Raw genomic sequence first — 24,786 nt, forward strand, 5'->3', positions numbered from 1 at the left:
GGGGGCGGACGCGATCCGGCCCGATGCGAGAATTCGGGAAATAAGGGCGAATTCTCCCTGTAAGTGTAGATTTTGGGCTTAATTACCTTAACGAGACGATTAGTTGACTATGTAGCTACTCGCGCCGCGTGTTCGGGTTATCCGCACCGGGCAGAGGGCTGGTGAACGAACGGGGAGTTCCGCCGTATCCGGCCGTCGCCAACCGGAAGGAGCCGGCTGTGACAACTGTGCAGCAGCGGCCCGCGCTCGCGCCCACCGCCAAGGGTTCCCTGATCGTGTCGTGGCTGACCACGACCGACCACAAGATCATCGGAAACCTCTATCTGATCACGTCGTTCGCGTTCTTCGTGATCGCCGGGCTCATGGCGATGGTCATCCGCGCGGAGCTGCTCCAGCCGGGCCTCCAGTTCGTCAGCCAGGAACAGTACAACCAGATGTTCACCATGCACGGCGCGGTGATGCTGCTGCTGTTCGCCACGCCGCTGTTCGCCGGATTCGCCAACGCGATCATGCCGCTGCAGATCGGCGCGCCCGACGTGGCCTTCCCCCGGCTGAACATGGTGAGCTACTGGCTGTTCCTGTTCGGCGGGATCATCGTCATCTCGGGTTTCTTCACCACCGGCGGCGCGGCGAGCTTCGGCTGGTTCGCCTACACCCCGTTGTCGAGCACGGTCAGCTCGCCCGGAGCCGGCGGCGACCTGTGGATCATCGGCCTGGTCACCGCGGGTCTGGGCACGATCCTCGGCGCGGTCAACTTCATCACCACGATCATCTGCATGCGCGCCCCCGGCATGACCATGTTCCGGATGCCCATCTTCACCTGGAACGTGCTGCTCACCTCGATGCTGGTGCTGATGGCCTTCCCGGTGCTGGCCGCCGCGATGATGGCCCTGTTCATCGACCGGAAGCTCGACGCCCAGATCTACGCCCCCGAGACCGGCGGGCCGATCCTGTGGCAGCACCTGTTCTGGTTCTTCGGCCATCCCGAGGTGTACATCATCGCGCTGCCGTTCTTCGGCATCATCACCGAGGTCATCCCGGTCTTCAGCCGCAAGCCCGTCTTCGGCTACATCGGTCTGGTCGGCGCGACGATGGCCATCGCGGGACTGTCGATGACCGTGTGGGCGCACCACATGTTCCCGACCGGCCAGGTGCTGCTGCCGTTCTTCTCGTTCATGTCCTTCCTCATCGCGATCCCGACCGGGGTGAAGTTCTTCAACTGGACCGGCACGATGTGGCGCGGCCACCTGACCTTCGCCACCCCCATGCTGTTCGCGGTCGGCTTCCTGGTCACCTTCCTGCTCGGCGGCCTGACCGGCGTCATCCTCGCCTCGCCGCCGCTGGACTTCCACGTGACCGACTCCTACTTCGTGGTGGCCCACTTCCACTACGTCGTCTTCGGCACCGTGGTCTTCGCGATGTTCGCGGGGTTCTACTTCTGGTGGCCGAAGCTGACCGGGCGGATGATGAACGAGACGATCGGCAAGATCCATTTCTGGCTGCTGTTCATCGGGTTCCACACCACCTTCCTGGTCCAGCACTGGCTCGGCGTCGAGGGCTTCCCGCGCCGCTACGCCGACTACAGCGCGATCGACGGCTTCACCGGCCTGAACATGATCTCCTCGATCGGCGCGTTCGTCCTCGGAGCCTCCACGCTGCCGTTCTTCTACAACGTCTGGTGGTCCTTCCGCCACGGGGAGCGGGTCACGGTGGACGACCCCTGGGGGTTCGGGAACTCCCTGGAGTGGGCGACCTCCTGCCCGCCGCCGCGGCACAACTTCACCTCGCTGCCGCGCATCCGCTCCGAGCGCCCGGCCTTCGACCTGCACCACCCCAGGGTGAAGACCCAGCCGCGCCAGCTCGACCCGACCGCCCCGCAGGAGGAGATCTGACCGCCCGGCCCCTCCCGTCCTGACGCCGCGCCGGCGTCGCCCCGTCGCCCCGTCGCCCTGACGCTCCGGCACCCCGGTGCCGGGGCGTCGCCGTGTCCCGGCACCCCGTGACGCCCGCCGTACGGCCGGCCCGTCCGTGACGCCCGCCGTACGGCCCGCGCCCCCGTGACGCCCGTCCGCCGTGCGCCCCCGTCCGCCGCGTGATCCTCCCGCCATGCGGACTGTCCCATACGGCGGCCCCCGTACGGCCTGCTTCCCCCCGCCCGGCCCGCACGCCGGTGGCTCACCGCGCCCGACCTGCCGATTGACCATCAATAAAGGATCAAGGAGCGACATAACGTATTTACGCGACAAAAGGCTCTCAATTACAGTTTCGCAACATAAAGCCGACGTCTTTACTCTTGCTTTACCTTCTCGTCTAACGTCCCCGTCGGCGCGTGCACACGGCACGCAGGGATGTCCGCGCCCGGCGAACCCGGGCAGGGAGGGTATGCGTTGTCCAGTAGAGGCAGAGGCATCCGCAGGCGCGTTCTCGCGCTGGTGCCTGTGGTCGGCCTGGCCGCCGCGGGACTGGCCGTCGGCGGCCAGTCGGCGCAGGCCGACACTTCGGTCGCCCGGTACCAGCCGTCCGCGGCCGATTACTACATCAACTACGCGCCGCCCAGGGAAGAGCCGGAGGTGGCCGACCCGGCCGTCCCCGGCTCGCGCGCCAAGGCGCGTCAGGCCATCGCGGCGAAGAAGGTCAACCGCAAGTATTCCGAGGGCAACCCCGCCGCGGCCCGGGTGCTGGCCGCCCGCGAGGCCCAGGCGATCAGGACCGGGCTCAACCCGGCCGAGTTCCTGTTCAAGAAGTCGAAGGTCGTCAAGCAGGCCAAGCTCCTCACCCTCCTGGTGGAGTTCAACGACAAGGCCAACGACGACTTCTCGGGCTTCAGCCGTCCCAAGAGCGTGACCGAGGACGAGTGCGTGACCGAGCCTCCGGGCACGCTGATCAACGGTCCGCTGCACAACAAGATCCCCGACCCGGCGAAGCTGCCGCACAAGGACAACAACAGCTTCTGGGTGCCGGACTTCAGCCCCGAGCACTTCAACAAGATGCTTTACAGCTCCAAGGGCATCACCGAGCGGGTCCGCCCCGACCTGACCGACCCCCGGGACGGCCGCAAGGGCATCGACATCTCCGGCTCCACCATGAAGAACATGTACGAGGAGATGTCCAAGGGCGCCTACACCGTCAGCGGTCAGGCGAGCCCGTGGATCAAGGTCCCGCACTCCGAGGCCTACTACGGCGCCCGCGCCTGCGGCCAGGAGCCCCAGGACATGACCGGCCACCCGAGCAACCCGCTCGGCCCGGGCCAGCTCGCCATCGACGCGGTGAACTCCCTCGCCGCCGCCGACCCGAACTTCCCCTGGGCCGACTACGACGTCGAGGACGTCGCCGACGCCGACGGTGACGGCAACTTCGCCGAGCCCGACGGCGTCGTGGACCACCTGGTGCTGGTCCACGCCGGCAAGGACAAGTCCTCCGACGGCGGCGCCGAGGGCCCCTACGCGATCTGGGCGCACTCCAGCGCGGTGGCCGGCGGCTACAAGGTGCCCGGCAAGGACGTGAAGATCTCCAACTACATCGTCCAGCCGGAGGACTCCGGCGTCGGCGTCTTCGCCCACGAGTACGGCCACGACCTGGGCCTGCCGGACCTGTACGACACCACCGGCCAGGGGTCCTCAGCGGTCGACTTCTGGGACCTGATGTCCAGCGGCTCGCACAGCGGCCCGATCTTCCAGTCCATGCCCACCCACATGGGCATATGGGACAAGTGGGTCCTCGGCTGGGCCAACCCCAAGGTTTTCAACGCCGGTGACTCCTCCCGTCTCGTGACGATCGGCCAGGCGTCGCGCACGCCCAAGCTCACCCAGGACGGCGTCCGGGTGAACGTGCCCAGCGCGCCGCTGAAGATGATCGCGCCGCACAGCGGCACCAAGATGTGGTGGTCCAACCTCGACCAGGAGTGGGCCGACGTCAAGCTCGCCCGCGACGTCCAGGTCCCGGCCGGCTCCGACGTGAAGTTCTGGCTCTGGAACAACTACGAGATCGAGCAGGACTGGGACTTCGGCTTCGTCGAGGCGTCCACCGACGGCGGCTCCACCTGGAGCCAGCTGAAGGTCTACACTGAGGGCGGCGCCCTGGTCTCGACCGATGACGCCTACCCCGACCCCAACAAGAACCTCGCCAAGTTCAACAACCGCAAGTACGGCCTCACCGGCGACACCAACGGCTGGCGGCACGACTACGTCGACCTGACCCCGTACGCGGGCAAGGACATCAAGCTGCGCCTGGTCTACGACACCGACGCGGCCTTCACCCCGCGCAGCTGGCACGTGGACGACTTCGCGCTCACCAACGGCGGCCAGACCGTCTGGAGCGACGACGTCGAGGGCGGCAACAACGGCTGGACCACCAGCGGCGGCACCTTCACCAACACCCACGGCCAGGGCTGGATCGTCAACGACGGCTACCGCGAGATCTCCCGCTTCTACCTCGCGGAGTGGCGCAACTTCGACGGCTTCGACAAGGGCCTGCAGCACACCTACACCACCAACTACTCCCGTGACGGCGCGTGGAAGGTGGAGAAGGTCAAGTACAACGCGCCCGGCCTGCTGGTGTGGTACCGCGACTCCACCTACACCAACAACTCCATCGTCAACAACCTGGATCTGGCGCCGAGCATCGGCTCCAAGGGCAGCCTCCTCCTGGTCGACTCCCACTTCGACCCGCTCCGCCGCAACGGCGAGGCGGCCGAGAAGGACCCGACCGTGCTGAAGAACCTGCCCGGCCGTATGCAGAGCTCGAACGCGGCCTTCTCCTTCGGCAAGACCTACCCCTTCACCGAGTGCATCGAGGGCCCGAACGAGCCGTTCAGCGCCTACTGCAGCAAGTTGCCGGCCGAGAACGGGGTCCGCGAGTTCACCGACGCCAAGACCTGGGTCCCGGGCTTCGAGTTCCGTAACGGCAGCCTCTACTACCGCGACTTCGACGCCTCGGTGGTCGTCCCGTCCAAGGGCGACCAGCCCTACAGCACCCGGGTCGTCAACCCCGACGGCACCCCGGCCACCGACCTGTACGGCACCGACCTGGGCGACGGCCACGTCCTCGGCTCCGGCAACCCCGGCGACGAGGGCAAGGCGCTGGGCGTGAAGCTCAAGCTGATCTCCCCGCTGCCCGGCAACCTCGGCGTGATCGTCCAGGTGACCCCGCCGTCCAAGTGACCCGGAAGGTCCGTCTGACCGCCTGACCACCCGGTCCCGGACCGCCCGGTTCTCCCGGGCGGCCCGGTTCCCCCGGCCGGGAACCGTGTATGGCCCCGCCGTCACCGACGGCGGGGCCATACCATTTGAGCGGCAGGAACGCCGAGGCGGAGAGGGACACGTGGCAGAGCTCCGAAGCAAGGCCGAGCACACCGAGGCCATCCGGACGAAGGGCAGGGTCTGCCTGGTCGTCAACACGCGTTCGCGCCGCGGCCGCCGGCTCTTCCCCGAGGTCGTCCGCGCGCTGCAGGCGGAGGGTTTCAAACCGGTCCGCATCCTCACCGTCGACGATCCCCGCCGCCTGCGGGCCACGCTGGACGCGGCGCTGGACGAGCGCCCTGACCTGCTGGCCGTCGGCGGCGGCGACGGCACGCTCAGCGCCGCGGTCAAGCACGTCGCCCACCGCGACGTCGCCCTCGGCCTGCTGCCGCTGGGCACCACCAACAACTTCGCCCGCAGCCTCGGCCTTCCACTGGACCTGCCCGGAGCGGTCCGGGTGTTCCGCACCGGCAAGGTCGCCGACATCGACCTGGGCGTCGCCGGTGACCGGGAGTTCGCCAACCTCGCCAGCTTCGGCGTCTCCGTCGAGGTGGCCGGCAAGGTGCGGCCCTGGCTCAAGCGCGTCCTGGGACGGCCGGCCTACCCCCTGACCGCCCTGACGATCCTCCCCGGGCACCGGCCCTTCCGCGCCGCCATCACGGTGGACGGCCGGCGCCACGAGCTGCTCACCCACCAGCTCAACATCGCCAACGGCCGCTTCCACGGCGGCTGGCAGGTCGCCAGGGACATCAGCATCGACAACGGCCAGCTCGTCGCCTACCAGCTCGGCTCGGGCAAGCGCCTCCGGCTGGTCGTGGAGACCCTGATCCGCGCCGCCACCGGCCGCTGGCGCAGCCTCGCGGGCGGCCCCTTCGTCGTCGGCCGGGAGATGCTCCTGGAGACCGACCCGCCGATGGCCGCCGACGTCGACGGAGAGGTCCGCCTGATGACGCCGATCACCATCCGGACCATCCCGAACGGCCTGCGGGTGATGGTCCCCGAGGAGTTCGTCGACTCCTGAGCGCCCCGGCCCCGCGCCGCCCGGCCGTCGTCACGGCCTTTCACGGCCGTCGTCACGGCCGTGAAGGACCGTCATCACGGGCGGCGGCCGGACAGGCGGCGGAACCTGCCGCGGATCCGGTCGAGCAGCACGGGGTCGCGCTCCGCCGCCCGCTCCCCGGGAGGCAGCCCCTCCCGGGCCCGCCGCAGGTCGTCGAGTGCCTCGGCGGCGCTCGGCCGCTTGTCCGGGGAATGGTCGCGCATCCGCCGCAGCAGGTCCGTCACCTGCGCCGGGACGTCGTCCAGCGGGGTCTCGGCGTCCGGGTTCCCCGACGGGAGCCGCCCGGCGAGCAGGTGGAAGCCGATGACCCCCGCCGCGTACACGTCGGAGGCGGCCGTCATCAGCTCGGGCTGGTACTCGGGGGCGACGTAGGGGGTGTCGAGGACGTTGGGCAGCTCGCTGGCGACCGTGTAGGGCCGGGGGCCGGGCTTGGCGTAGTCGAACCCGGTCAGCATCGCCCGGCCGTCCTCGGTCACCAGCACCCACGCCGGGCTGAGCGCCCGGTGGATGACGTTGTTGGCGTGGACGTGGGCCAGGCCCGCCAGCATGTCCTCCAGCACGTCGAGCCGGGCCGCGACGGGCAGGGCCCGCCGGGACGCGGTCAGCCGCAGCTGCAGCGCCTGGCCGTGCACGTCGTCGAGGACCAGCACGAACCGGCTCTCGTCGTCGACGGCGAAGAAGTCGCGCGCTCGGACGACGCACGGGTGCGGCGGGATCCGGGTGAGGGCCTGGTAGGCATTGGTGATCAGCCGCCGCTCGGCCGCGCGCGGCTCCTCCTCGGCCAGCGGATCGGCCCGGTACACCCGCAGCAGCACCGTCTCGCTGCCCGGGACCGTGGCGTTGAACGCGCGGTACTCGGTGACCCGGGCATCCCCGCCGAGCTCCTCCTCCACCTCCCAGTTGCCGAACCGGGGCGGCGCGGTGGACCTCCGTACGGCGCCGTTCAGCGCCTCCAGGATCGCGGTCCGGTACGGCCCGGTGTCCGGGGTGCAGCCCCGCCTGATCCGGGAGACGTCGCGCAGCGTGGGGATCAGCCCGTCGAGGCCGGTCACGTGCCCGAGGTCGCGGCCGGCCGGGTCGACGAGCTCGGTGCCGGGCCCGGTCAGCACGACGAGGCTGTCGACGTACACCCGCTCCAGCTCCCGCCGCCGCTGGACCAGCAGGCCCTTCAGCGCCCGCCCGGTGCCGCGCAGCTTGGTCACGGGGGAGCCGAACGCCTCCCGCCGCGCCGGGAACCACCGCGACCCGGCGACCTCGATCCGCCCGCGTGTCCCCTTCACGTCGATCACGCACAGGGAGTGGCCGGTCAGGACCACCAGGTCCACCTCGAAGACGTCGCCGTCGCGCGGCACCTCGATGTTGTGCAGCAGCAGCCAGTCGTCGGGGGCGTTGTCCCGCAGATGCGCGATCACCCGTCGCTCGGCGTCGTTGACCGGGCGTCCGCCGCCGACGATCTGTGCCATCTCTAGCGTGCCGCCCTTCCATCGCGTTCGGTAAGCAGAGCAAGGGTCTCATGATCTGGCGTAACAGACTTTCCTCGCGAGCCGACACGCCCCGTGTCCCGGGGCCGTCCGGCGCGTCGCCGATCCGGCCGCCGGGTCCGTCGCCCGTCCGGCCGGGAGCGGGCGGCGGGGGAGGGGAGCGGCTTCCGGCTGCGGGAGCCCGGCGGATCAGGCAAGATCGCTTCTGAACGGTGCGGCGCGGGCGGCGCGGCCCGGAACGGCTCGGTCGCGCGGCCGGCCCGCGGCCCGGGACGGACAGGGACGGCCCGGGGCGCGCCGGCCGTACGGGCGACGTCCGGCGGAGGCCGGCCACCTCGCGGGGGGAGTGGGAGTTGCGGATAGCCGAGGGCGCGCATCACTGCGGGCTGCCGTGCCGCTGGTGCGGCGGCGGCGGGACCTGGAGCCCGGAGAGGCCCAGCGTCCGGCGGTCGGGGGAGATCGTCTTCGTCCGGGCGGAGGAGGAGTGCCGGATGTGCCTGGGTACAGGGGAGTGCATGCACACCCATCCCGGCGACTCCCCGGAGACGCCCATCTAAGGCGATATGCGAAAAATTGCCAGGAAATATGATAAATCCGTAAAAGAATGACTTATCGGAAAATGTAGATCATCGGGTTCGTGGAGCCCGTCCGCGGGCCGATACGCTCGCGGCGTGGAACCCGCAGAGATCACCATCGGCGCGCTCCGCCTGCGCCCGTGGCGGCCCGGCGACGCCGGGGCGGTCGCGAAGGCGTTGAGCGACCCCGAGATCCGCCGGTGGACGCGCACGCGGGCGGACGATCCCGGCCGGTGGATCGCCGAGCGGGCCGCCGGATGGGCCGACGGCTCGTCGGCCTCGTTCGCGATCACCGACGTGACGACCGGAGAGGTGCTGGGCCATGTCAGGCTCCGCGTCGGCGGCGCCGGAGCGCCGGCCGGCGCGGGGGCCGCCGGGGTGGGCTACTGGATCCTGCCCGCGGCCCGGGGCCGGGGCGCGGCCGCCCACGCGCTGGGCGCGGTCGCGCGGTGGGCGTTCACCCGCACGGACCTGTCCCGGCTGGAGCTGCGGCACTCCGTGGAGAACCCCGCCTCCTGCCGGGTCGCGCAGAAGGCCGGTTTCCCCCTGCTGGAGGTGCTGGACGTACCGTCCTGGGACGACGACGGGAGCGGCGTCAAAATCCACCTCCATACCCTCGTCCGAGAATGACCTAGTCTGTCGGCCGATGTTCTTCGGTGAGCGGAACGGCGGGCGGGCATGGATGTTCTGACGGCGGCGGCCTTCGCGGGCACCGCGCTGCTGCTGGTGGGCGGGTTCGCCGTGGTCACCCGGCGGCTGCTCGACCTGCGCTTCGGGATCGTCCGCACGCTCATGGCCGGGGGACTGGTGGCCCTGGCCCTCGGGCCTCTGATGAAGGCGTTCTCCGGCGCGGTGGACATCCACGACCAGGGCGTCACGCCGCTGTGGTTCCTGCTGCTCGGCCTGGTCTGCGCGCTGCTGGCCGGGATGGTGTTCCTGGTGGTCGCCGAGGCGCTGGTGCCGCCGGGGTCGCTGCCGGGACCGCTGGAGATCGTCCGGGGGCTGCGCCGCCGCGTCTTCCGCTCGCGCCGCTACCTGCGGATCACCCGGATCCTGGTACGGCACGGCCTCGGCCCCTACCTGCGCGGCAGGGACCCCGACCTCGGCGCGCCCTCCAGCCGGGCGGGCCTGGCCCGGTCGCTGCGCGAGGCACTGGACGACGCCGGGGTCACCTTCGTCAAGCTCGGGCAGATCCTGTCCACCCGCGCCGACCTGCTGCCGGAGGAGTTCGTCGAGGAACTGCGGCTGCTTCAGGACCGGGCGGCCCGGGCGCCCTGGGCGGAGATCGAGCCGGTGCTGACCGCCGAACTGGGCGGGCCGGTGGAGGAGACCTTCGCCCGCTTCGACCGCGAGCCGCTGGCCGCCGCCTCGATCGCGCAGGTCTACCGCGCCCGGCTGCGCACCGGCGAGGAGGTGGTGGTCAAGGTCCAACGCCCCGGGATCACCGCCGTGGTCGAGCAGGACCTCGACATCGTCGACCGCCTGGCCAGAACGCTGGAGCGGCGCACCCGGTGGGGCCGTGCCTTCGGCGTCGGCGACCTGGCCCGGGGGTTCGCCGCCGCGCTCCGGGAGGAGCTGGACTTCCGCATCGAGACGGCCAACATGGCCGCGGTGGCCGCCGCCTCCGCCGGGGAGCCGGTACGGGTGCCGACGCCGTACCCGGCGCTGTCGGGGCGGCGGGTGCTCGTCATGGAGCGGCTGGAGGGGGTGCCGCTCGGCTCGGCCGCGCCGGAGCGCGGCGAGGAGCTGGCCAGGACCCTCTTCGAGACCCTGCTGCGCCAGGTGATGCTGCACGGCGTCTTCCACGCCGACCCGCACCCGGGCAACCTCATGCTGCTCGGCGACGGGCGGCTGGCGCTGCTGGACTTCGGCTCGGTGGGGCGGCTCGACGCCTCGCTGCGCGGCGCGCTGCAACGGCTGCTCGGCGCGCTGGACCGGGGCGACCCGCTCGGGGTGGGCGACGCGCTCCTGGAGGTCGTGCCGCGGCCCGACGAGATCGACGAGCGGGAACTGGAGCGTGAGCTGGGCCGGTTCATGGCCCGCCACCTGGCCGGCGGAGCCGTCCCGGACACGCGGATGTTCGGCGAGCTGTTCCGGATCGCCTTCGCCCACGGCCTGTCCGTCCCGCCGGAGGTGGCCGCGGTGTTCCGGGCGCTGGCGACGGTCGAGGGCACGCTCGTCAAGATCGCGCCGGGCTTCGACATCGTCGCCGAGGCCCGCGCGTTCTCCGCCCGGCATCTGGCCGGGCAGGCGGACCCCGGGCGGGTGCGGCAGGCCCTCACCGCGGAGATGCTCGACCTGCTGCCCATGCTGCGGCGCCTGCCCCGCCGGGTGGAGCGGATCGTCGGCGCGGCCGAGAACGGCCGTTTCGGTCTGAACGTGCGGCTGTTCGCCGACGAACGCGACCGGCGGCACGTCACCGGACTGCTCCACCAGGTGCTGGTCACCGTGCTGTCGGCCACCACGGGCCTGATGGCCGCGCTGCTGCTCGGCGCCGGCCCCGGCCCGCGGGTCACCCCCGACGTCGGGCTCCACCAGCTCATCGCCTACAACCTGCTGGTGATCAGCGCGATCCTCGCGCTGCGGGTGCTGGTGGTCGTGTTCCGCCGGGACCGGTGAGCCGGGCGACGGCCGCGATCCCGGCGCCGGCGACGGCCGCGACCAGGGCGCAGACCAGCAGGGCGGCGTCGGTCCCCGCCCGCGGGCCCGCGGCGCCGACCACCGCGGCCATGAGCGCCACGCCCAGCGTCGAGCCGACGTAGCGGGCGGTGTTGCCCGCCCCCGACCCCATCCCGGCCCGGTGGGCGGGCACGCTCTCGATCGCCAGCCGGGTGAGCGCCGCGTTGATCAGGCCGCTGCCGACCCCGGCGACGACCAGCCCGGCCGTCATCCGGATCCAGGGGGCGTCGGAGGCGGCGCCCAGTAGCGCGAGGGTGCCCGCGGCCGACAGCAGCAGCCCCATCGCCAGACCGCCGCCGCCGCTCAGCGGCAGGCGGCGCGCCTGCAGCGCCGTCAGGAACGAGGTCCCCGACCAGACGGCGAGCAGCGCGGCGCTGCTCAGCGGGGTCACGCCCCGTGAGAGCTGCAGGACGGCGGGGAGGAAGCTCATCAGCCCGATCACGACCGTTCCGACGACGAGCGCCCCGCCGGTGGAGACGGTGAACAGGGGACGCCGGAACAGCCCCAGGTCGAGCAGGGGGACCCGGCGGCGCCGCTCGACCGCGACGAAGAGGCCCAGCAGCAGCGCCGCGACGGCGAAGGCGACGGCGACGACCGGCCGGTCCCAGCCGGCGCGCCCCTCGGTGACGCCGGTGACCAGCGCGGCCAGGCCCGAGGCCAGCAGGAGCGCGCCGGGAACGTCCGGCGGCCGGCGCGTCGCGGACCGCGACTCCGGCAGCCACCGGGCCCCCAGCAGCGCCAGCGCCGCCGAGGCCGCGGCGACCACCCAGTGGACCGCCCGCCAGCTCAGCGCGGCGGCCAGGACCCCGGACAGCAGCGGCCCCACGGCGATGCCCAGGCTGATCATGGCGCCGTAGCGGCCGACGGCCCGCAGACGCCCGGGACCGCCGGGGAAGGCGTGCCCGAGGACGCCCAGCCCGGCGGTGAGCACCGCCGCGCTGGCGGCCCCCTGCGCCACCCGGGCGGCGGCGAACATCCCGGTGCCGGTCGCCAGGGCCGCCGCGACGGCGGTGGCGGCCAGCGTCCACAGCCCGATCAGGTAGACCCGCCGCCGCCCGTAGGTGTCGGCCGCGTCCCCCGCCACCAGCAGCGCCGCCGCCAGTCCCAGCGAGATGCCGTTCAGCAGCCAGGCGGGCCCGGTGGGGCCCGAGCCGAGGTCCCTGGCCATCTGGGGCAGCGCCGTCATGGGCACGGTGTAGTTGACCAGCGCCAGCAACGGCGCGGCGCAGGCGAGCGCGAGGGTGGGGCCGGGGGCCGGAGCGGCGTCCGGGGCGCGGCCGGGGGCGGCGAGTGCCATGGGGTTCTCCAGGTTCGTTCAATGAACTGACGGAAACCGTAACACGGGTCGGTTCGATGAATGAACCCACATTGACCGCGCGGCCTCCGGGTTCGGTGAGCGAACTAACATGGGGCCATGGCGCTCGGCAAGAACTACGAAAGACAGGACTGCTCGCTCGCCCGCGCCCTGGAACTCGTCGGGGAGCGCTGGACGATGCTGGTCGTCCGCGACGCGCTGTACGGCGTGCGCCGCTACAGCGACTTCCTCACCCACCTCGACATCCCGCGGGCCGTCCTGTCGCAGCGGCTCCAGACGCTGGTGGACGCCGGGGTGCTGGAGCGGGCCCGCTACTCCCAGGCGCCCCCTCGCGAGGAGTACGTCCTCACCGCGATGGGCCGCGAGCTCTGGGACCCGGTGTACCTGCTCTCCCAGTGGGGTGAGAGACACCTGTCGCAGAAGGGACCCCGCCGGATCTTCCACCACCTCACCTGCGGCGACCGCATCGACCCCCACGGGAACTGCCCCTCGTGCGGCGGGCATCCCCCGCTGGAGGAGATCGAGATACGGCCCGGACCCGGCGCCGACCCCTTCCGTGAGGACCCGGTCAGCGTGGCCCTGCGCCGCCCCCACCGGCTGCTCGACCCGCTGCCCGGCTGACCGGCCGCCCTCGCCGTGTCCGGACCGGCCGCGTCCGGACACGTCCGGTGCCGGGTTCGCATCGGGACGCGCCGCCGAATGACTGCGGGTAACCGGTTGCCGTCGAACGGCAGGTGGGTATGGCCAGGATCGAACCGGTATCCACACCGGTCACATCGATCATGAATCCGCGTGGGCCCGGTCCACGGGACGCGCGGACGGGTGGGGAGGGGCGGTCCGCCGCTCCCTTCCCGGCGGCGTACGGGCCGTCACCGGCGCAGGCGCGCTCCTCCCCGCGGTGACGGCGCGGGCCGTCGCGAGCGCCGGGCGCGAGGCCGCCCGGCGCCTCGCGACCGGCCGCCGCCGGGAATGTTTGCCATGGCAGGAGGGGGTAGGCGCTTCTCCTGCAGGGAGGAGAGGCATGCCATGACCGACACTCAGAGGGAGACCCTGTCCACGGCGGAGCTGGTCCGCCAGCTCTCGCAGGACGTCTCGCGCCTGGTCCGGGACGAGTTGCGCCTGGCCAAGCTCGAACTGGCGGAGAAGGGCAAGCACGCCGGGCTCGGCGCCGGACTGTTCGGCGGAGCGGGAGCCATGGCGTTGTACGGGGGCGGAGCCCTGGTCGCCGCGGCGATCCTGGCCCTCGCCCTGGTCCTGCCGGGCTGGCTGTCCGCGCTGATCGTGGGCGTGGTGTTGCTGGCGGTGGCCGGGATCCTCGGGCTGCTGGGCAAGCAGCAGGTGTCCGAGGCCGGCCCGCCGGCTCCGCGGCACACCATCGAGAGCGTCAAGCACGACATCGACACGGTGAAGGAGAGGGCGCACCGATGACCGAGACCGATCCGGGCAGGGCCGGCCAGGGGAGTGAGGCGGCCGGTGTCACCGGCTCCCGCCGGGAGCCGGTGGGCATGCCGGTGCCGCCGGACGAGAGGCAGTCGCTGGACATCCCGCCGAAGACGCCGTACGCCCCGGTCTCCGGCGCCTCGACGGGCGAGTACACCCGGACGGCCCCTGACGGCGACGCCGGCCCGTCCGCCGCCGTGGCGGGCGCCACCGGGGGGAACGCCGCAGGAGGCCGGTCCGGCGCGGTCGGGACCGGCACGGCGGCGAGCGGGGTGGGCGCGGCCGGTACGGGCACGGCCGGCGTCACCGCGTCCGGGGGGACGATGACCGACGGCAGGGCTCCGGCGCGGAACGACACGCGGGGCGACCGGGGCACGGTCAAGGACACCAAGGAGTCCGTGCGCCGCGACATCGAGAACTCCCGCCGGCAACTGGGTGACACCGTGGAGGCCCTGGTGCAGAAGACCGACGTCAAGGCCCGTGTCAAGCAGGGCGCCGACCGGATGGTCACCCGGGCGCGGGCCGCGGCGCCGGAGGTGGTCGGCCGGGTGAAGGAGAGGGCGCCCGTCCGGCTCAAGGACACGGCGGGCCGGCAACCGGCCGCCCTGGCCGCCGCGGCGGCGGCCGCCCTGGCCGTGCTCGTGCTCCGGTCGCTGCGCCGGAACCGGGCCGGGACCCGGCGGGTCACCGTACGGCGGACGGCCGCGCGACGGCGCGGGTGGTAGGGGGGCCGGTCACGCCCCGGTCCCGCCGGGGGCCGGGGCGCGGCCGGCTCTGAAGCCGACGGGAGTAGTCTGGCCGCCTCCGGGCGGACGGCGGACCCCCTCCCTTCCGTCCGCCCGGAAACCCTGGGATTCCCCGGCGGGCTGAACCGTTCCGGGGCCGCGTCCGTTGTCCTCAGTGCCGATGCAGGCAACCCACCGGCGGGCGGGGCCCCACGGCCCCGCCCGATCGGCAGGACCCCCAGGAGGTCACATGCGCCGTGCTCTCGGACTGGCCGCGGGACTCACCCTCGTCGCGACCGCGCTGTCCCCGGCGTCGTCAGCCGACGCCGGCTGCCTCAGCGCCAGGAAATGCGAGCGGGAGGCGCTCATCGCCTTCGACCTGACCGTGCGGGGCGCCTCCCGGGCCGCCCCCGGGCGGGAGGTCACCTACGTCCTGGACTACTCCACGACCTGGACGCCGTCCTTCGCCCCCTACTGGGGTTACCAGTGGGTGGGTGGATCCTTCCCCAAAGGGGCCCGCGGGCCCTCGCGGGCGACGCTGTTCGACACCGCGGGCAGGCGGCTGGCGACCTTCCCCTGCGGGCGGTACGCCGACGGCGTCTGGTGCGAGGCCCGCGGCGGGCTCCCCAGGCAGGGCAGGGTCGTGCTCTCGGCCCGGCTTCCGGCCGGAGCCCGCGGCGCGGCCGCGGCGACCCTGGGCTTCGACAGCTTCGACGGGCTCAACGAGCGGGACCACGCGCGGCGGCACAGCCGCGCCCAGGCCCGGGCGAAGTTCTGCAACTACCGCTTCAGCCGTACGGTCACCACGAAGGTCTCCTGAGGCCCGGCGGGCGGTCCGGGGGCGGGCCGCGGGGAGGCGGGGCCGGCGGGGAGAGGGGTCCCCGCCGGCCCGCCCGCCGCGGGCGGCCGGCCGCGGTCAGCGGCGGTGGAGGCGGAAGTAGCCGAACCGCGCCGTGGCCCCGGCGCCTCCCATCGAGACGAGCCCGACGCGCACGTCGGCCCCGGCCGGCAGCGTCCACACGCCGCCGTGGACCCATTCGCGCCCGTCGCGGCTGGTGGCCGCGCGCAGCTCGTGCTCGCCGTCGCGCGGGTCCACGCGGTGGACCAGGCGCAGCCAGGTGGTCTCGGCGGGCGGCCCGACGATCGTGCCGCCGTAGGCGATCCGGCCGGCGTAGGGCATCTCCTTGCCGAACTCGGTCTGGCGGGTGTTCCAGATCGCGGCGTGGACGAGCTTGGCGTAGAGGTCGTCCCCGGCGTAGGCGATCAGGCCGGCCTGCTGGTAGTTGCGGACCGTGTCGGTCCCCAGGTCGATGGTCAGCTTCGTCTCGGCCGTCCAGTCGCCCTCGGGCACGTCGCGCAGCAGTACCGAGGCGGTGTTGTCGTCGCGGTTGAGCTCGGCGGCCTGCGTGGGCCAGCGCAGCTCTCCGTCGCGGAGCGCGCCCTGCGGGGAGCGGATCCATGACCAGCCGGGACGCAGGGCCGTGCCGTCGAACTCGTCGCTGCGGGCGCGGTCCACCGGGCCGGGGACCGGGTCAGGCGCGGGCCGGCGCCGCGGATCGCGCCGGCCGGGCGCGGGCTGGGGGTCCTCGGAGGCCCAGCGGCCGCCCCGCACGGTCGGCCAGCCGTCGATCCAGTCGAGCCGGTCCATCAGCATGGGCCGCTCGTTGACGCCGTACGGCTCGTCGAGGTAGGGGTCGGAGCGGTCGATGGCGTGGTAGAGCAGCCAGTCCTGGCCCGTGTCGTCGGTCAGGACGGCGTTGTGGCCGGTGCCGACCCAGCGGTTGCCGTTGGGGGCGATGACGATCGTGCCGCCGGCCCGGGAGGTGTTCAGCGGCACGCCCTGGCGGTCGAGGTAGGGGCCGGTGATGTCGCGGGAGCGGCCGGCGTAGACGCTGTAGCCGGTCGCCGGGCCCGCGCAGCAGTCGGCGGAGGAGGCGAACAGGTACCAGTAGCCGCCGTGGCGGACCAGGTAGCCGCCTTCGAAGCGGTTGTCGATGGCGATCATGGTGGGCTCTCCTGCGGCGCGCCGTCCGGCGGCGTCGAGCCGGGTGACGAAGACCCCGCCGTAGTAGGAGCCGTAGACGAGGTACTGGGCGCCGTCGGTGTCGACGGCCAGCGCCGGGTCGAAGGTCCACTTGAAGTCGCCCGCGCCGCCGGGGCCCCTGCGGGGCCCGACGACCGGCGCGCCGGAGTCGGTCCAGGGGCCGGCCGGGGTGGGCGCGGTGGCCATGCCGATCGCGTTGTCGTTCGGCTCGCCGGTGACGGTGGTCTGGGTGACCACGTAGTAGAGCCGGTACTCGCGGCCCACCTTGCGGACGTCGGGCGCCCACAGGCTCGCGCCGCCCGCGACGTCGGCCCAGGAGGGCATGGTGCTCTCGGTGAAGGCGTCGCCGACGTGGGTCCAGTGGACCAGGTCGCGGGAGCGGGAGACGGGCAGCAGGTGGCGGGTGCCCTCGCCCTCCCGGAGGGGGTCGCTGGTGCCGTAGGCGTACCACCAGCCGTCGTCGCCCCGGATGACCGACGGGTCGGCGAAGGTGTCGGCGAAGTCCCGGCTGACCGGGTTGACGTACGTGCCCAGCGGCGTCCGGGCGGGGACGGCGGCGCCCTGGTCCCGGGCGCCGTCCGGCGCCCGGCCGGTGTCCTGGGCGGCGCTCCGGGCCGGGACGGTGCTCCGAGCGGTGTTCTGGGCCGGGGCGGCGCTCTGCGGCCGGGTGGCGTCGCGCGGCCGGGTGATGTCTCGCGCCGGGGCGGCGCTGCTTCCGGCCGGGGTGGCGGGGGACGCCGCCAGGAGGCAGGCGGCTCCGGCCGCGACCGCGAGGGCGCGGCGGACGGTTCTGGTGCGCAAGGGGTCTCTCCTCGGTTCCTCGCCCCCGACGATCGTGTCCAGCCGTTTCTACAACGTTGTATTCAACGTTGTAAAGGGTCATTGGGTATTCGCCGGTCCGTTCACGTCCAATTCGTGATCTACTATGTAAAGCAGCGTTGGCCGTACAACGATCCCGGCGGTAGGGTCCGGCACGTGGAACCCCTCGTCGCGGTGCTGGTGGTGACGGTCCTGGTCGGCGTCCCCGCGCTGGTGCTGTGGCGGGTGCTGCGCGGCCGGCGCGAGCTGGGCAGCAGCCCGGCCGAGCGGGCCACGTTCGAGACCCTGCACACCGCCTCGCTCGCCGCGCCGCCGCTGCGGGCCGGGCTGACCGAGGCGGGCGCGCAGAAGGCGTCCCGGCACCTGCGCGAGCTTCTCGGCTCCCCGGCGCTGGCGATCACCGACGGGGAGCGGCTGCTGGTCTACGACGGCGAGGGCGACCACCACGCCCCGGACGCGTTCGGGCACGCGGCCAGGACGCTGGCGGGCGGCCGTACCCGGGTGCTGGGGCCGGAGGTCGTCTCGTGTGACATCCCCGAGTGCCCGATCAGGTTCGCCGTGGTGGTGCCGCTCACCACCGACGGCCGGGTGGTGGGGTCTCTGGCCGCCTACGGCGGGCACGCCTCGGCGGGGCTGGTCCGGGCGGCCCACGAGGTGGCGAGCTGGGTGGACTCCCAGCTGGAGCTGGCCGAGCTCGACCGGTCCAGGACGCGGCTGATGGAGGCGGAGGTGCGGGCGCTGCGGGCGCAGATCTCCCCGCACTTCATCTACAACTCGCTGACGACCATCGCGAGCTTCGTGCGCTCGGACCCGGACCGCTCGCGGGACCTGCTGCTGGACTTCGCGGACTTCACCCGGTACTCCTTCCGGCGGCACGGGGAGTTCACCACGCTGGCCGAGGAGCTGCACTCCATCGACCGGTATCTCACCCTGGAGCGGGCCCGGTTCGGTGACCAGCTCCAGGTGACGTTGCGGATCGCCCCTGAGGTGCTGGCGGTGGCGGTGCCGTTCCTGTGTCTTCAGCCGCTGGTGGAGAACGCGGTGCGGCACGGCCTGGAGAGCAAGCCGGGGACCGGGCGCATCGCGATCATCGCGGAGGACGCGGGCGCCGAGTGCCGGATCAGCGTGGAGGACGACGGGGTGGGGATGGATCCGGAGCGGCTGCGCGGGATCCTGGCGGGGGACGCCGAGGAGCGTTCCGGGGCCGGCGGGGTGGGTCTGGCGAACGTGGACGAGCGGTTGCGCCAGGTCTACGGTGACGAGTTCGGGTTGGTCGTGGAGACCGGCAGGGGTGCCGGGACCAAGATCAGTGTGCGGGTTCCCAAGTATCACCCGGGGGTGTCGGCCACCTGAGCCTGCTGTGAGGCCACGGGTGGCCCTCCCGGAGGTTGGCGGAGACTGTTGACACCTGATGTCTGGTTCATCACCCTCTAGGGATTCGCATGTGAACGATGTCGAGGGGTGACCGTGACCGGCCTGCGTGTGCTGGCGGTGGACGACGAGCTTCCCGCCCTGGAGGATCTGGCCTACCTGCTGCGGGACGATCCGCGGATCGGCGAGGTCTTCCTGGCCAGGGACGGCGCCGCGGCGCTGCGGGTGCTGGACCGGGCGATCGCCGAGGGGCGGCCGGTGGACGCGGTGTTCCTGGACATCCGGATGCGGGGGCTGGACGGGGTGGTGCTGGGCAGGTTGCTGTCGCAGTTCGCCAACCCGCCGCGGGTGGTGTTCGTGACGGCGTACGAGGAGCACGCGGTCGACGCGTTCGAGATCAAGGCCGAGGACTACCTGTTGAAGCCGGTGCGGCCGGAGCGGCTGGCGGAGGCGATCCGGCGGGTGTGCGTGGCGGCGGAGCTGCCGGACGGGGACGGTGCGGGCCGGGCCGAGCCCGAGACGATCCCGGTGGAGCTGGGGGGCGTCACCCGGTTCGTGTCCAGCGCCGAGGTGCGTTACGTGGAGGCTCAGGGCGACTACGCGCGGCTGCACACGGCCGCGGGCAGCCATCTGGTGCGCATCTCGCTGGCCACGCTGGAGGAGCGCTGGTCGGCGGCGGGGTTCGTACGGGTGCACCGCAGCCATCTGGTGGCGGTCAAGCACATCGACGAGCTGCACATCGAGTCGGGCCGGTGCGTGGTGCGGGTGGGCGGCAGTGAGATCCCGGTCAGCCGCCGGCACACGCGTGAGCTGCGTGACCTGCTGGTCCGCCGGGCCCGCCGGGGCAGGGGCGAATGAGCAGGGACGGCAGGGACGCCGAGCCGCGGGAGGAGGCCGAGCCGCGGCGGCGGATGGCCGAGCGGTTCACCCGGGCGGTGGACCGGGTGGGCAGGGATGCCCGGGAGGGCCGGGAGGGGGAGCGGCCGCGGAGGGAGCGGGAGGCCGAGCGGCCGCGCCGGGAGGTGGTGACCAGCCCGCGGACCACCGCGGCCCGGCATCCGCGGTATCCGGCGACGCGGGAGATCGACGAGCAGACGCGGCTGGGCGAGGTCTACATGAGGTCGCTGGTGCGGACACAGTTCCGGCTGGCGTTGTTCGTCTGCACGGTGCTGGGGTGCGTGGCCGGCGGGCTGCCGCTGCTGTTCATGCTGGTTCCTGAGCTGGGCGCGGCGCGTCTTCTCGGGGTGCCGGTGCCGTGGGCGCTGCTGGCGGGGCTGGTCTACCCGGGGTTCGTGGCCGGGGCGTGGCTGTACGTGCGGCAGGCCGAGCGTTACGAGCGGCACTTCGCCGAGCTGGTGGACCGGCCGGACGGGCGCGACGGGCGGCTTTCCGCCGAGCCGGCGGACCGGCAGGGTGGCCGGTGAACGCGGCGTACGGTGTGACGGCCGTGGTCCTGGTGATGCTGGCCGCGGTGCTCATCGGGACGTTCGGGGTGCGGCTGTCGCGGACCACCTCGGACTTCTACGTCGCCTCCCGGACGGTCTCGCCGCTGTGGAACGCCTCGGCGATCGGCGGGGAGTACCTGTCGGCGGCGAGCTTCCTGGGGGTCGCCGGGCTGATCCTCACCTACGGCGTGGACATGCTGTGGCTGCCGGTGGGGTGGACGGGCGGGTACCTGGTGCTGCTGGTGCTGGTCTCGGCGCCGCTGCGCCGTTCGGGGGCTTACACGCTGCCGGACTTCGCCGAGGCGCGGCTGGAGTCGATGGCGGTGCGGCGGCTGGCCGGGGTGCTGGTGGTGCTGATCGGTTGGCTGTACCTGATGCCGCAGTTCCAGAGCGCGGGTCTGGTGCTGCGGGCCATCACCGGTGCGCCGGAGTGGATGGGCGGGTCGCTGGTGGCCGTGGTGGTGGCGGTCAACGTGGTGTCGGGCGGCATGCGGTCGATCACCTTCGTGCAGGCGTTCCAGTACTGGCTGAAGCTGACCGCGCTGGCCGTTCCGGTGGTGTTCCTGCTGGTGGCCTGGCGGGCGGACGGCGCCCCGGGGCTGAGCGCGGGGGACGCGGCGACCTGGGCGCTGCCGCTGGCCAGCGGCAAGGAGTACGGCCTGTACTCGACGTATTCGCTGATCCTGGCGACGTTCCTGGGCACGATGGGGCTGCCGCACGTGCTGGTGCGGTTCTACACCAACCCCGACGGGCGGGCGGCGCGCCGTACGACGCTGGTGGTGCTGTCCCTGCTTGGGGTGTTCTACCTGCTGCCGGCGGTCTACGGCGCGCTGGGGCGGGTCTACGCACCGGAGCTGTCGGGCGGTGACACGGTGGTGCTGGCGCTGCCCGGGCGGGTGGTCGGGGGAGTGGTGGGCGATCTGCTGGGGGCGCTGGTCACGGCGGGGGCGTTCGCGGCGTTCCTGTCGACCTCCTCGGGGCTGACGGTGTCGGTGGCGGGGGTGATCGGCCAGGACATCCTCAAGGGAGGGGTCCGCTCGTTCCGCGCGGCGGCGGTGGTGGCGGTGGTGGTGCCGCTGGGCCTGGCGACGTGGGCGCGCACGCTGCCGGTGGCCGACGTGGTGGGGCTGGCGTTCGCGGTGGCGGCCTCGTCCTTCTGCCCGCTGCTGGTGCTGGGCATCTGGTGGCGGCGGCTGACCTCGGCCGGGGCGATGGCCGGGTTGCTGGCGGGGGGCGGGCTGGCGTGCGGGGCGGTGCTGCTGACGATCGGCGGCGGCCCGCACACCGGGCTGGCCGGGGCGTTGCTGGCGCAGCCGGCGGCGTGGACGGTGCCGGTGGCGTTCGGGGTGATGATCGTGGTCTCGCTGCTGACGCCGGGCCGCATCCCGCCGGGGGTGGCGCGCACGATGGTGCGCCTGCACACCCCCGAGACCCTCAACCTGGACCGGGGCGACTGGCGGCCCCGTTCCCCGTGACGGGACCGGCTCACGGGTCTCCACCGCCATCCCGTTCGCCCTGATCGGGCCCGGTCCGGGTGGGCCGGCGCCGGGCCCCCACCGCGATCCCGTCTTTCCCCCGATCGGAGGCCGGAGACCGGTGGTTCCGGTGGTTCCGGGGTCGCGCCGGGCCCCGTGGCCCCCGATCCGGACAGGGGTGGCCGGTGTCCCCGCCGCCCTTGACGCGGATCATGACGTGTGAAGGAATGATCGGTAAAGGGTCCGTTCCGAGGTGGGGAGCGTGCGATGGGGAACAGCAACTCCAACGGCCGGTGCCTTACCGGGGAGGACGGCTTCCAGTTGGAGGCGTCCTTCTCCTTCAGCCCCGCCGAGGCGCTTCTCCTCGATGAGTTCTTCTCCGTGCGGTTCGCGCCCGGCGTGCTCGCCGGCGCCCGCTGACGGCCGGTGGCGCGCGCCCAGCGGGAGCGTGAGACCGGCCTGGCGGAGGCGTTGTCCGTCATCGAGGAGCTGTTCGCCGGTTTCGGCCTGTCGGCGGAGTTCGTCTCCGCCGGCTCGCCGGAGTTCCCCGTCCATCGCTGCACCGTCCGTGACCGGTCGGGGAGGGCCGTGACGGCGTCCCTGGGCAAGGGGGCCGGCGCGCAGAGCAGGGTGAGTGCGATGTTCGAGGCGTGGCAGCACCTCGAACACGATCGGGGGCAGGCCGCGCTCGCCCGGGACGCCGTCCGGGTGCGGGTGCTGCCGGTGGAGGCCGTGGTGGCCCAGCCGGAGCTGCGCGGCGAGGAGATGATCCATCGCCTCGCCCGTGACCATCCCGGTGCCGCGGTGGCCTGTCTGCGGGCCGAGCCGCTGGGGGAGCCGCCGGGGGAGCCTTCGCGGGTGTCCGGACTGGTCGCCGGTCCCGGGCGGGCCGGGGCCGCGTCGTCTTCCGCGGGAGGTTCCTCACCGGGGGGTTCCTCCCCGGGGCGGCCGGCGATCTGGTATCCGGCCTTCGCCCGGTCGCCGTCCTGCCGCAGCCATCCCGTCCCGGGTGACGACCTGGGCTACGAGTCGTATCTGCGGTACGCCTACGACAGCGGCACGGCCGCCGGGACGTCCGAGGCCGAGGCCGTCCTGCACGGGCTGCTGGAGGTCGTCGAGCGGGACGCCCTGTCGCACGCCCTGCTCGACTGGTACCTCGACGCGGACACGCCGATCCGGGTCGTCGATCCGGACGGGCTGCCGGATGACCTGCGCCGCCTGCACGCCGGGGCGCGGGCGCGTCTCGGGGCGCCGCCGCTGGTCATCGACATGACCTCCGACCTGGGAATCCCCGCCTACTGTGCGCTCCCCTCCCGGGCCGGACCGTACCCCGGGGTGATCGGCTCGGGGGCCTCGCTGGATCCGGGGTACGCGGTGGAGCGCGCGTTGAGCGAGGTGGTCCAGTCGTCGTTCAACATGTCGCTCGGGGTGGACCTGACCCTGGCGCGCAGGCTGGAGAGCCTGCGGCGCTGGCCGCTGCTGGAGCGGTGCGCGCGGCTGGATCCCGAGCCGCTGGGCCCGCGCCTGGTGGCCGGTGTCTGGCCGGGCGGAGAGCCGGGCGGAGAGCCGGGCGGCGCCGGGCCGGGTGATGTCCGGCCGGGCGGAGAGGAGAGCCGGTCGGGCGCGGCAGGCGAGGCGGATCGGACGGCGGGTGATCATCTGACGGAGCGGGAGCGTATGGGCGAGCGGTTCGAACGACGGCGGAGCGTGGCCGGGCAGGTCGCCGAGATCCTCGGGCGGCTGGAGGCCGCGGGATTCGCCGCCTACGCCTTCCGCTGGAATCCCGGGCGGGCCCGCTGCCCGGTGCTCACCGTGATCGTTCCCGGTCTGGACGCGTTCGCGATGGTGCACAGCGCCGTCCCGGTGCTGCCGACGGGACGGGCCGCGCGGCGGCTCGCCGGTAAGCGGTGATGCGCGCGGCCCTGCGCGACCGGCGGTTCCGGATCGTCTACTTCGCGATGGTCGTCAGCCTGCTGGGGGACGCGTCGCTGCTGCTGATCCCGGCGGTCCTGGCGAAGAAGCTCACCGGCTCCGACGGCGCCGCCGGGCTGACCCTGTTCTTCTTCACCGCGCCGCTGTGCCTGTCGCCGCTGCTCGGATATGTGATCGACCGGGTGGACCGCAGGAGGTTCCTGGTCGCGACCTGCCTGCTGGCGGCCGTGGCGATCACCCCGCTCGCCGCCGTGGCCGGGCGCGACACCTTCTGGCTGGTCTATCCGGTCTCGGCCGCCATGGGGCTCTCGTACGCCGCGACGTCCGGGGCGCTCGGCGGGCTGCTGAAGGCCATCCTGCCGGCGGAGGCACTCGCCGGGGCCAACGGGGCGCTGCAGACCGCCCGGCAGGGGCTGCGCCTGGTGGGGCCGCTGTTCGGCATGGCCGTCTACGCGGTATGGGGAATCGGCGCGGTGGTGCTGTTCGACGTCGTCACCTTCGTGGTGGCCGCCGCGGCCTTCGCGTCGCTGTCCGCGCCGCCGCCGGGGCCGGCCGCTCCGCGGGGCCGGCCCCGGGACGAGTTCCTGGCCGGTGCCCGGCACCTGGCCGGTGATCCGTTGCTGCGCCGTACCGTGACGGCGTTCTGCATGATGTTCGCGATCGCGGGCGCCACCGAGTCGCTGATCTTCGCGGTCATCGAGCACGGCCTGGGCCGGCCGCCGGAGTTCACCGCGGTCACCTCCACCGCCATGGGCGTCGGCGCGATCGCCGGTGGCCTGGGCGCGGCGGCGGTGATCGCCCGTTACGGCGAGTTGTTCGCGGTCGGCGCCGGCATCGCCCTGTACGGCGTGGCCGTGCTGCTGTGGATGGTGCCCGCCGGGGTGGTCGTGCTCGCCGCGATGGCGGCGGGGGGCGCCGGGCTGACGCTGGCGGGCGTGGCCGAGGCGACGCTGACGCAGCGGCGCAGCCCCGGTCATCTGGTCGGGAGGGTCTCGGCCGCCTTCGACGCGGTCGCCGGCGCCGTCCAGCTGGCGTCCCTGGCGGCGGGGGCGGTGCTGGTGGCGCTCTTCGACCACCGGGTCCTGCTGGGCGTGGTGGGGACGACGGTGTGCCTGGCCGGGGCGCACGCTCTGCGGGCCCGGTCCATGGGGTCCTCGGCCGGGCGTCCGAGCGCCGTCTGACCGGGCC

20 protein-coding genes are annotated in these 24,786 nt (G+C 73.0%); 17 read left to right on the forward strand and 3 right to left on the reverse strand.

The window, feature by feature from the left end; translation table 11 throughout:
• The first annotated feature begins 218 nt into the window (after positions 1 to 218).
• The 3 genes from ctaD to ACFYSC_RS14045 all read left to right on the forward strand — a co-directional run bounded on the left by ctaD (position 219) and on the right by ACFYSC_RS14045 (position 6,258).
• The gene (gene ctaD, locus ACFYSC_RS14035; protein WP_389960954.1) at positions 219 to 1,892 is read left to right on the forward strand and encodes a cytochrome c oxidase subunit I; all 1,674 of its coding nucleotides are present in this window, start codon (positions 219 to 221) and stop codon (positions 1,890 to 1,892) included.
• A gap of 495 nt (positions 1,893 to 2,387) precedes the next feature.
• Positions 2,388 to 5,159 (forward strand): immune inhibitor A domain-containing protein, encoded by a 2,772-nt coding sequence (locus ACFYSC_RS14040; RefSeq protein ID WP_389960957.1) that lies wholly within the window; start codon positions 2,388 to 2,390, stop codon positions 5,157 to 5,159.
• A 160-nt stretch (positions 5,160 to 5,319) separates the two neighbouring features.
• Entirely contained in the window at positions 5,320 to 6,258 is a 939-nt protein-coding gene (locus ACFYSC_RS14045) for a diacylglycerol/lipid kinase family protein (RefSeq protein ID WP_389960959.1), read from the forward strand.
• A gap of 74 nt (positions 6,259 to 6,332) precedes the next feature.
• Here ACFYSC_RS14045 and ACFYSC_RS14050 read toward each other — a convergent pair whose 3' ends face one another.
• Entirely contained in the window at positions 6,333 to 7,760 is a 1,428-nt protein-coding gene (locus ACFYSC_RS14050) for an NERD domain-containing protein (RefSeq protein ID WP_389960961.1), read from the reverse strand.
• A gap of 371 nt (positions 7,761 to 8,131) precedes the next feature.
• Between ACFYSC_RS14050 and ACFYSC_RS14055 the strand changes: the two genes are divergently transcribed.
• From ACFYSC_RS14055 to ACFYSC_RS14065, 3 genes are all read left to right on the forward strand, one after another.
• Complete coding sequence (locus ACFYSC_RS14055) at positions 8,132 to 8,335, forward strand: hypothetical protein (protein ID WP_389960963.1); 204 nt, start codon at positions 8,132 to 8,134, stop codon at positions 8,333 to 8,335.
• Between the two features lie 114 nt (positions 8,336 to 8,449).
• On the forward strand, positions 8,450 to 8,983 hold the full coding sequence (locus tag ACFYSC_RS14060; protein WP_389960965.1) for a GNAT family N-acetyltransferase: 534 nt from the start codon (positions 8,450 to 8,452) through the stop codon (positions 8,981 to 8,983).
• Positions 8,984 to 9,031: 48 nt separating this feature from the next.
• A complete protein-coding gene (locus tag ACFYSC_RS14065) occupies positions 9,032 to 10,972 on the forward strand; it encodes an ABC1 kinase family protein (RefSeq protein ID WP_389960967.1) in 1,941 nt (646 codons plus the stop codon).
• Here the strand turns inward: ACFYSC_RS14065 and ACFYSC_RS14070 are convergent.
• Positions 10,917 to 12,329: an MFS transporter gene (locus ACFYSC_RS14070; RefSeq protein WP_389960969.1), complete on the reverse strand. Its 1,413-nt coding sequence runs from the start codon at positions 12,327 to 12,329 to the stop codon at positions 10,917 to 10,919. The two genes, ACFYSC_RS14065 and ACFYSC_RS14070, sit on opposite strands and share 56 nt — an antisense overlap.
• A gap of 117 nt (positions 12,330 to 12,446) precedes the next feature.
• Between ACFYSC_RS14070 and ACFYSC_RS14075 the strand changes: the two genes are divergently transcribed.
• The 4 genes from ACFYSC_RS14075 to ACFYSC_RS14090 all read left to right on the forward strand — a co-directional run bounded on the left by ACFYSC_RS14075 (position 12,447) and on the right by ACFYSC_RS14090 (position 15,332).
• Positions 12,447 to 12,968, forward strand: coding sequence for a winged helix-turn-helix transcriptional regulator (locus ACFYSC_RS14075; RefSeq protein ID WP_389960971.1), 522 nt, complete (start codon positions 12,447 to 12,449; stop codon positions 12,966 to 12,968).
• A gap of 405 nt (positions 12,969 to 13,373) precedes the next feature.
• Complete coding sequence (locus ACFYSC_RS14080; protein ID WP_389960973.1) at positions 13,374 to 13,775, forward strand: phage holin family protein; 402 nt, start codon at positions 13,374 to 13,376, stop codon at positions 13,773 to 13,775.
• On the forward strand, positions 13,772 to 14,512 hold the full coding sequence (locus ACFYSC_RS14085) for a DUF3618 domain-containing protein (RefSeq protein WP_389960975.1): 741 nt from the start codon (positions 13,772 to 13,774) through the stop codon (positions 14,510 to 14,512). Before ACFYSC_RS14080 ends, ACFYSC_RS14085 begins: the two co-directional genes overlap by 4 nt.
• A 250-nt stretch (positions 14,513 to 14,762) precedes the next feature.
• A complete protein-coding gene (locus ACFYSC_RS14090; RefSeq protein WP_389960977.1) occupies positions 14,763 to 15,332 on the forward strand; it encodes a hypothetical protein in 570 nt (189 codons plus the stop codon).
• A gap of 96 nt (positions 15,333 to 15,428) precedes the next feature.
• On the opposite strand, the gene ACFYSC_RS14095 is transcribed toward ACFYSC_RS14090, so the two are convergent.
• The gene (locus ACFYSC_RS14095; RefSeq protein ID WP_389960979.1) at positions 15,429 to 17,357 is read right to left on the reverse strand and encodes a family 43 glycosylhydrolase; all 1,929 of its coding nucleotides are present in this window, start codon (positions 17,355 to 17,357) and stop codon (positions 15,429 to 15,431) included.
• Between the two features lie 174 nt (positions 17,358 to 17,531).
• Here ACFYSC_RS14095 and ACFYSC_RS14100 point away from each other — a divergent pair, with 174 nt between their 5' ends.
• The 7 genes from ACFYSC_RS14100 (at position 17,532) to ACFYSC_RS14130 (ending at position 24,779) form a co-directional block, all read left to right on the forward strand.
• Positions 17,532 to 18,728 carry a histidine kinase gene (locus ACFYSC_RS14100; protein WP_362943080.1) on the forward strand — a complete coding sequence of 399 codons (1,197 nt, stop codon included), beginning with the start codon at positions 17,532 to 17,534 and terminating at the stop codon, positions 18,726 to 18,728.
• A 114-nt stretch (positions 18,729 to 18,842) separates the two neighbouring features.
• Positions 18,843 to 19,604 (forward strand): LytTR family DNA-binding domain-containing protein, encoded by a 762-nt coding sequence (locus ACFYSC_RS14105; RefSeq protein WP_362943077.1) that lies wholly within the window; start codon positions 18,843 to 18,845, stop codon positions 19,602 to 19,604.
• Positions 19,601 to 20,170, forward strand: a complete 570-nt coding sequence (locus tag ACFYSC_RS14110; RefSeq protein WP_389960982.1) for a hypothetical protein — start codon at positions 19,601 to 19,603, stop codon at positions 20,168 to 20,170. The genes ACFYSC_RS14105 and ACFYSC_RS14110 overlap by 4 nt, the downstream gene beginning before the upstream one ends.
• Positions 20,167 to 21,666, forward strand: a complete 1,500-nt coding sequence (locus ACFYSC_RS14115; protein ID WP_389960984.1) for a cation acetate symporter — start codon at positions 20,167 to 20,169, stop codon at positions 21,664 to 21,666. The genes ACFYSC_RS14110 and ACFYSC_RS14115 overlap by 4 nt, the downstream gene beginning before the upstream one ends.
• A gap of 267 nt (positions 21,667 to 21,933) precedes the next feature.
• The gene (locus ACFYSC_RS14120) at positions 21,934 to 22,086 is read left to right on the forward strand and encodes a hypothetical protein (RefSeq protein WP_362943071.1); all 153 of its coding nucleotides are present in this window, start codon (positions 21,934 to 21,936) and stop codon (positions 22,084 to 22,086) included.
• 6 nt (positions 22,087 to 22,092) lie between these two features.
• Positions 22,093 to 23,577 carry a YcaO-like family protein gene (locus tag ACFYSC_RS14125; protein WP_389960986.1) on the forward strand — a complete coding sequence of 495 codons (1,485 nt, stop codon included), beginning with the start codon at positions 22,093 to 22,095 and terminating at the stop codon, positions 23,575 to 23,577.
• A complete protein-coding gene (locus tag ACFYSC_RS14130; RefSeq protein ID WP_389960988.1) occupies positions 23,577 to 24,779 on the forward strand; it encodes an MFS transporter in 1,203 nt (400 codons plus the stop codon). Before ACFYSC_RS14125 ends, ACFYSC_RS14130 begins: the two co-directional genes overlap by 1 nt.
• Positions 24,780 to 24,786: the final 7 nt, after the last annotated feature.

Source organism: Streptosporangium sp. NPDC004379, assembly GCF_042873875.1.
GTDB lineage: Bacteria > Actinomycetota > Actinomycetes > Streptosporangiales > Streptosporangiaceae > Streptosporangium.

Excerpts from the sequence above, each read along its gene's own strand:
- ACFYSC_RS14050 (WP_389960961.1), bottom strand. The coding sequence starts at position 7,760 with ATGGCACAGATCGTCGGCGGCGGACGCCCGGTCAACGACGCCGAGCGA.
- ACFYSC_RS14065 (WP_389960967.1), top strand. The coding sequence starts at position 9,032 with ATGGATGTTCTGACGGCGGCGGCCTTCGCGGGCACCGCGCTGCTGCTG.
- ACFYSC_RS14070 (WP_389960969.1), bottom strand. The coding sequence starts at position 12,329 with ATGGCACTCGCCGCCCCCGGCCGCGCCCCGGACGCCGCTCCGGCCCCC.
- ACFYSC_RS14075 (WP_389960971.1), top strand. The coding sequence starts at position 12,447 with ATGGCGCTCGGCAAGAACTACGAAAGACAGGACTGCTCGCTCGCCCGC.
- ACFYSC_RS14080 (WP_389960973.1), top strand. The coding sequence starts at position 13,374 with ATGACCGACACTCAGAGGGAGACCCTGTCCACGGCGGAGCTGGTCCGC.
- ACFYSC_RS14085 (WP_389960975.1), top strand. The coding sequence starts at position 13,772 with ATGACCGAGACCGATCCGGGCAGGGCCGGCCAGGGGAGTGAGGCGGCC.
- ACFYSC_RS14090 (WP_389960977.1), top strand. The coding sequence starts at position 14,763 with ATGCGCCGTGCTCTCGGACTGGCCGCGGGACTCACCCTCGTCGCGACC.
- ACFYSC_RS14110 (WP_389960982.1), top strand. The coding sequence starts at position 19,601 with ATGAGCAGGGACGGCAGGGACGCCGAGCCGCGGGAGGAGGCCGAGCCG.
- ACFYSC_RS14120 (WP_362943071.1), top strand. The coding sequence starts at position 21,934 with ATGGGGAACAGCAACTCCAACGGCCGGTGCCTTACCGGGGAGGACGGC.
- ACFYSC_RS14130 (WP_389960988.1), top strand. The coding sequence starts at position 23,577 with ATGCGCGCGGCCCTGCGCGACCGGCGGTTCCGGATCGTCTACTTCGCG.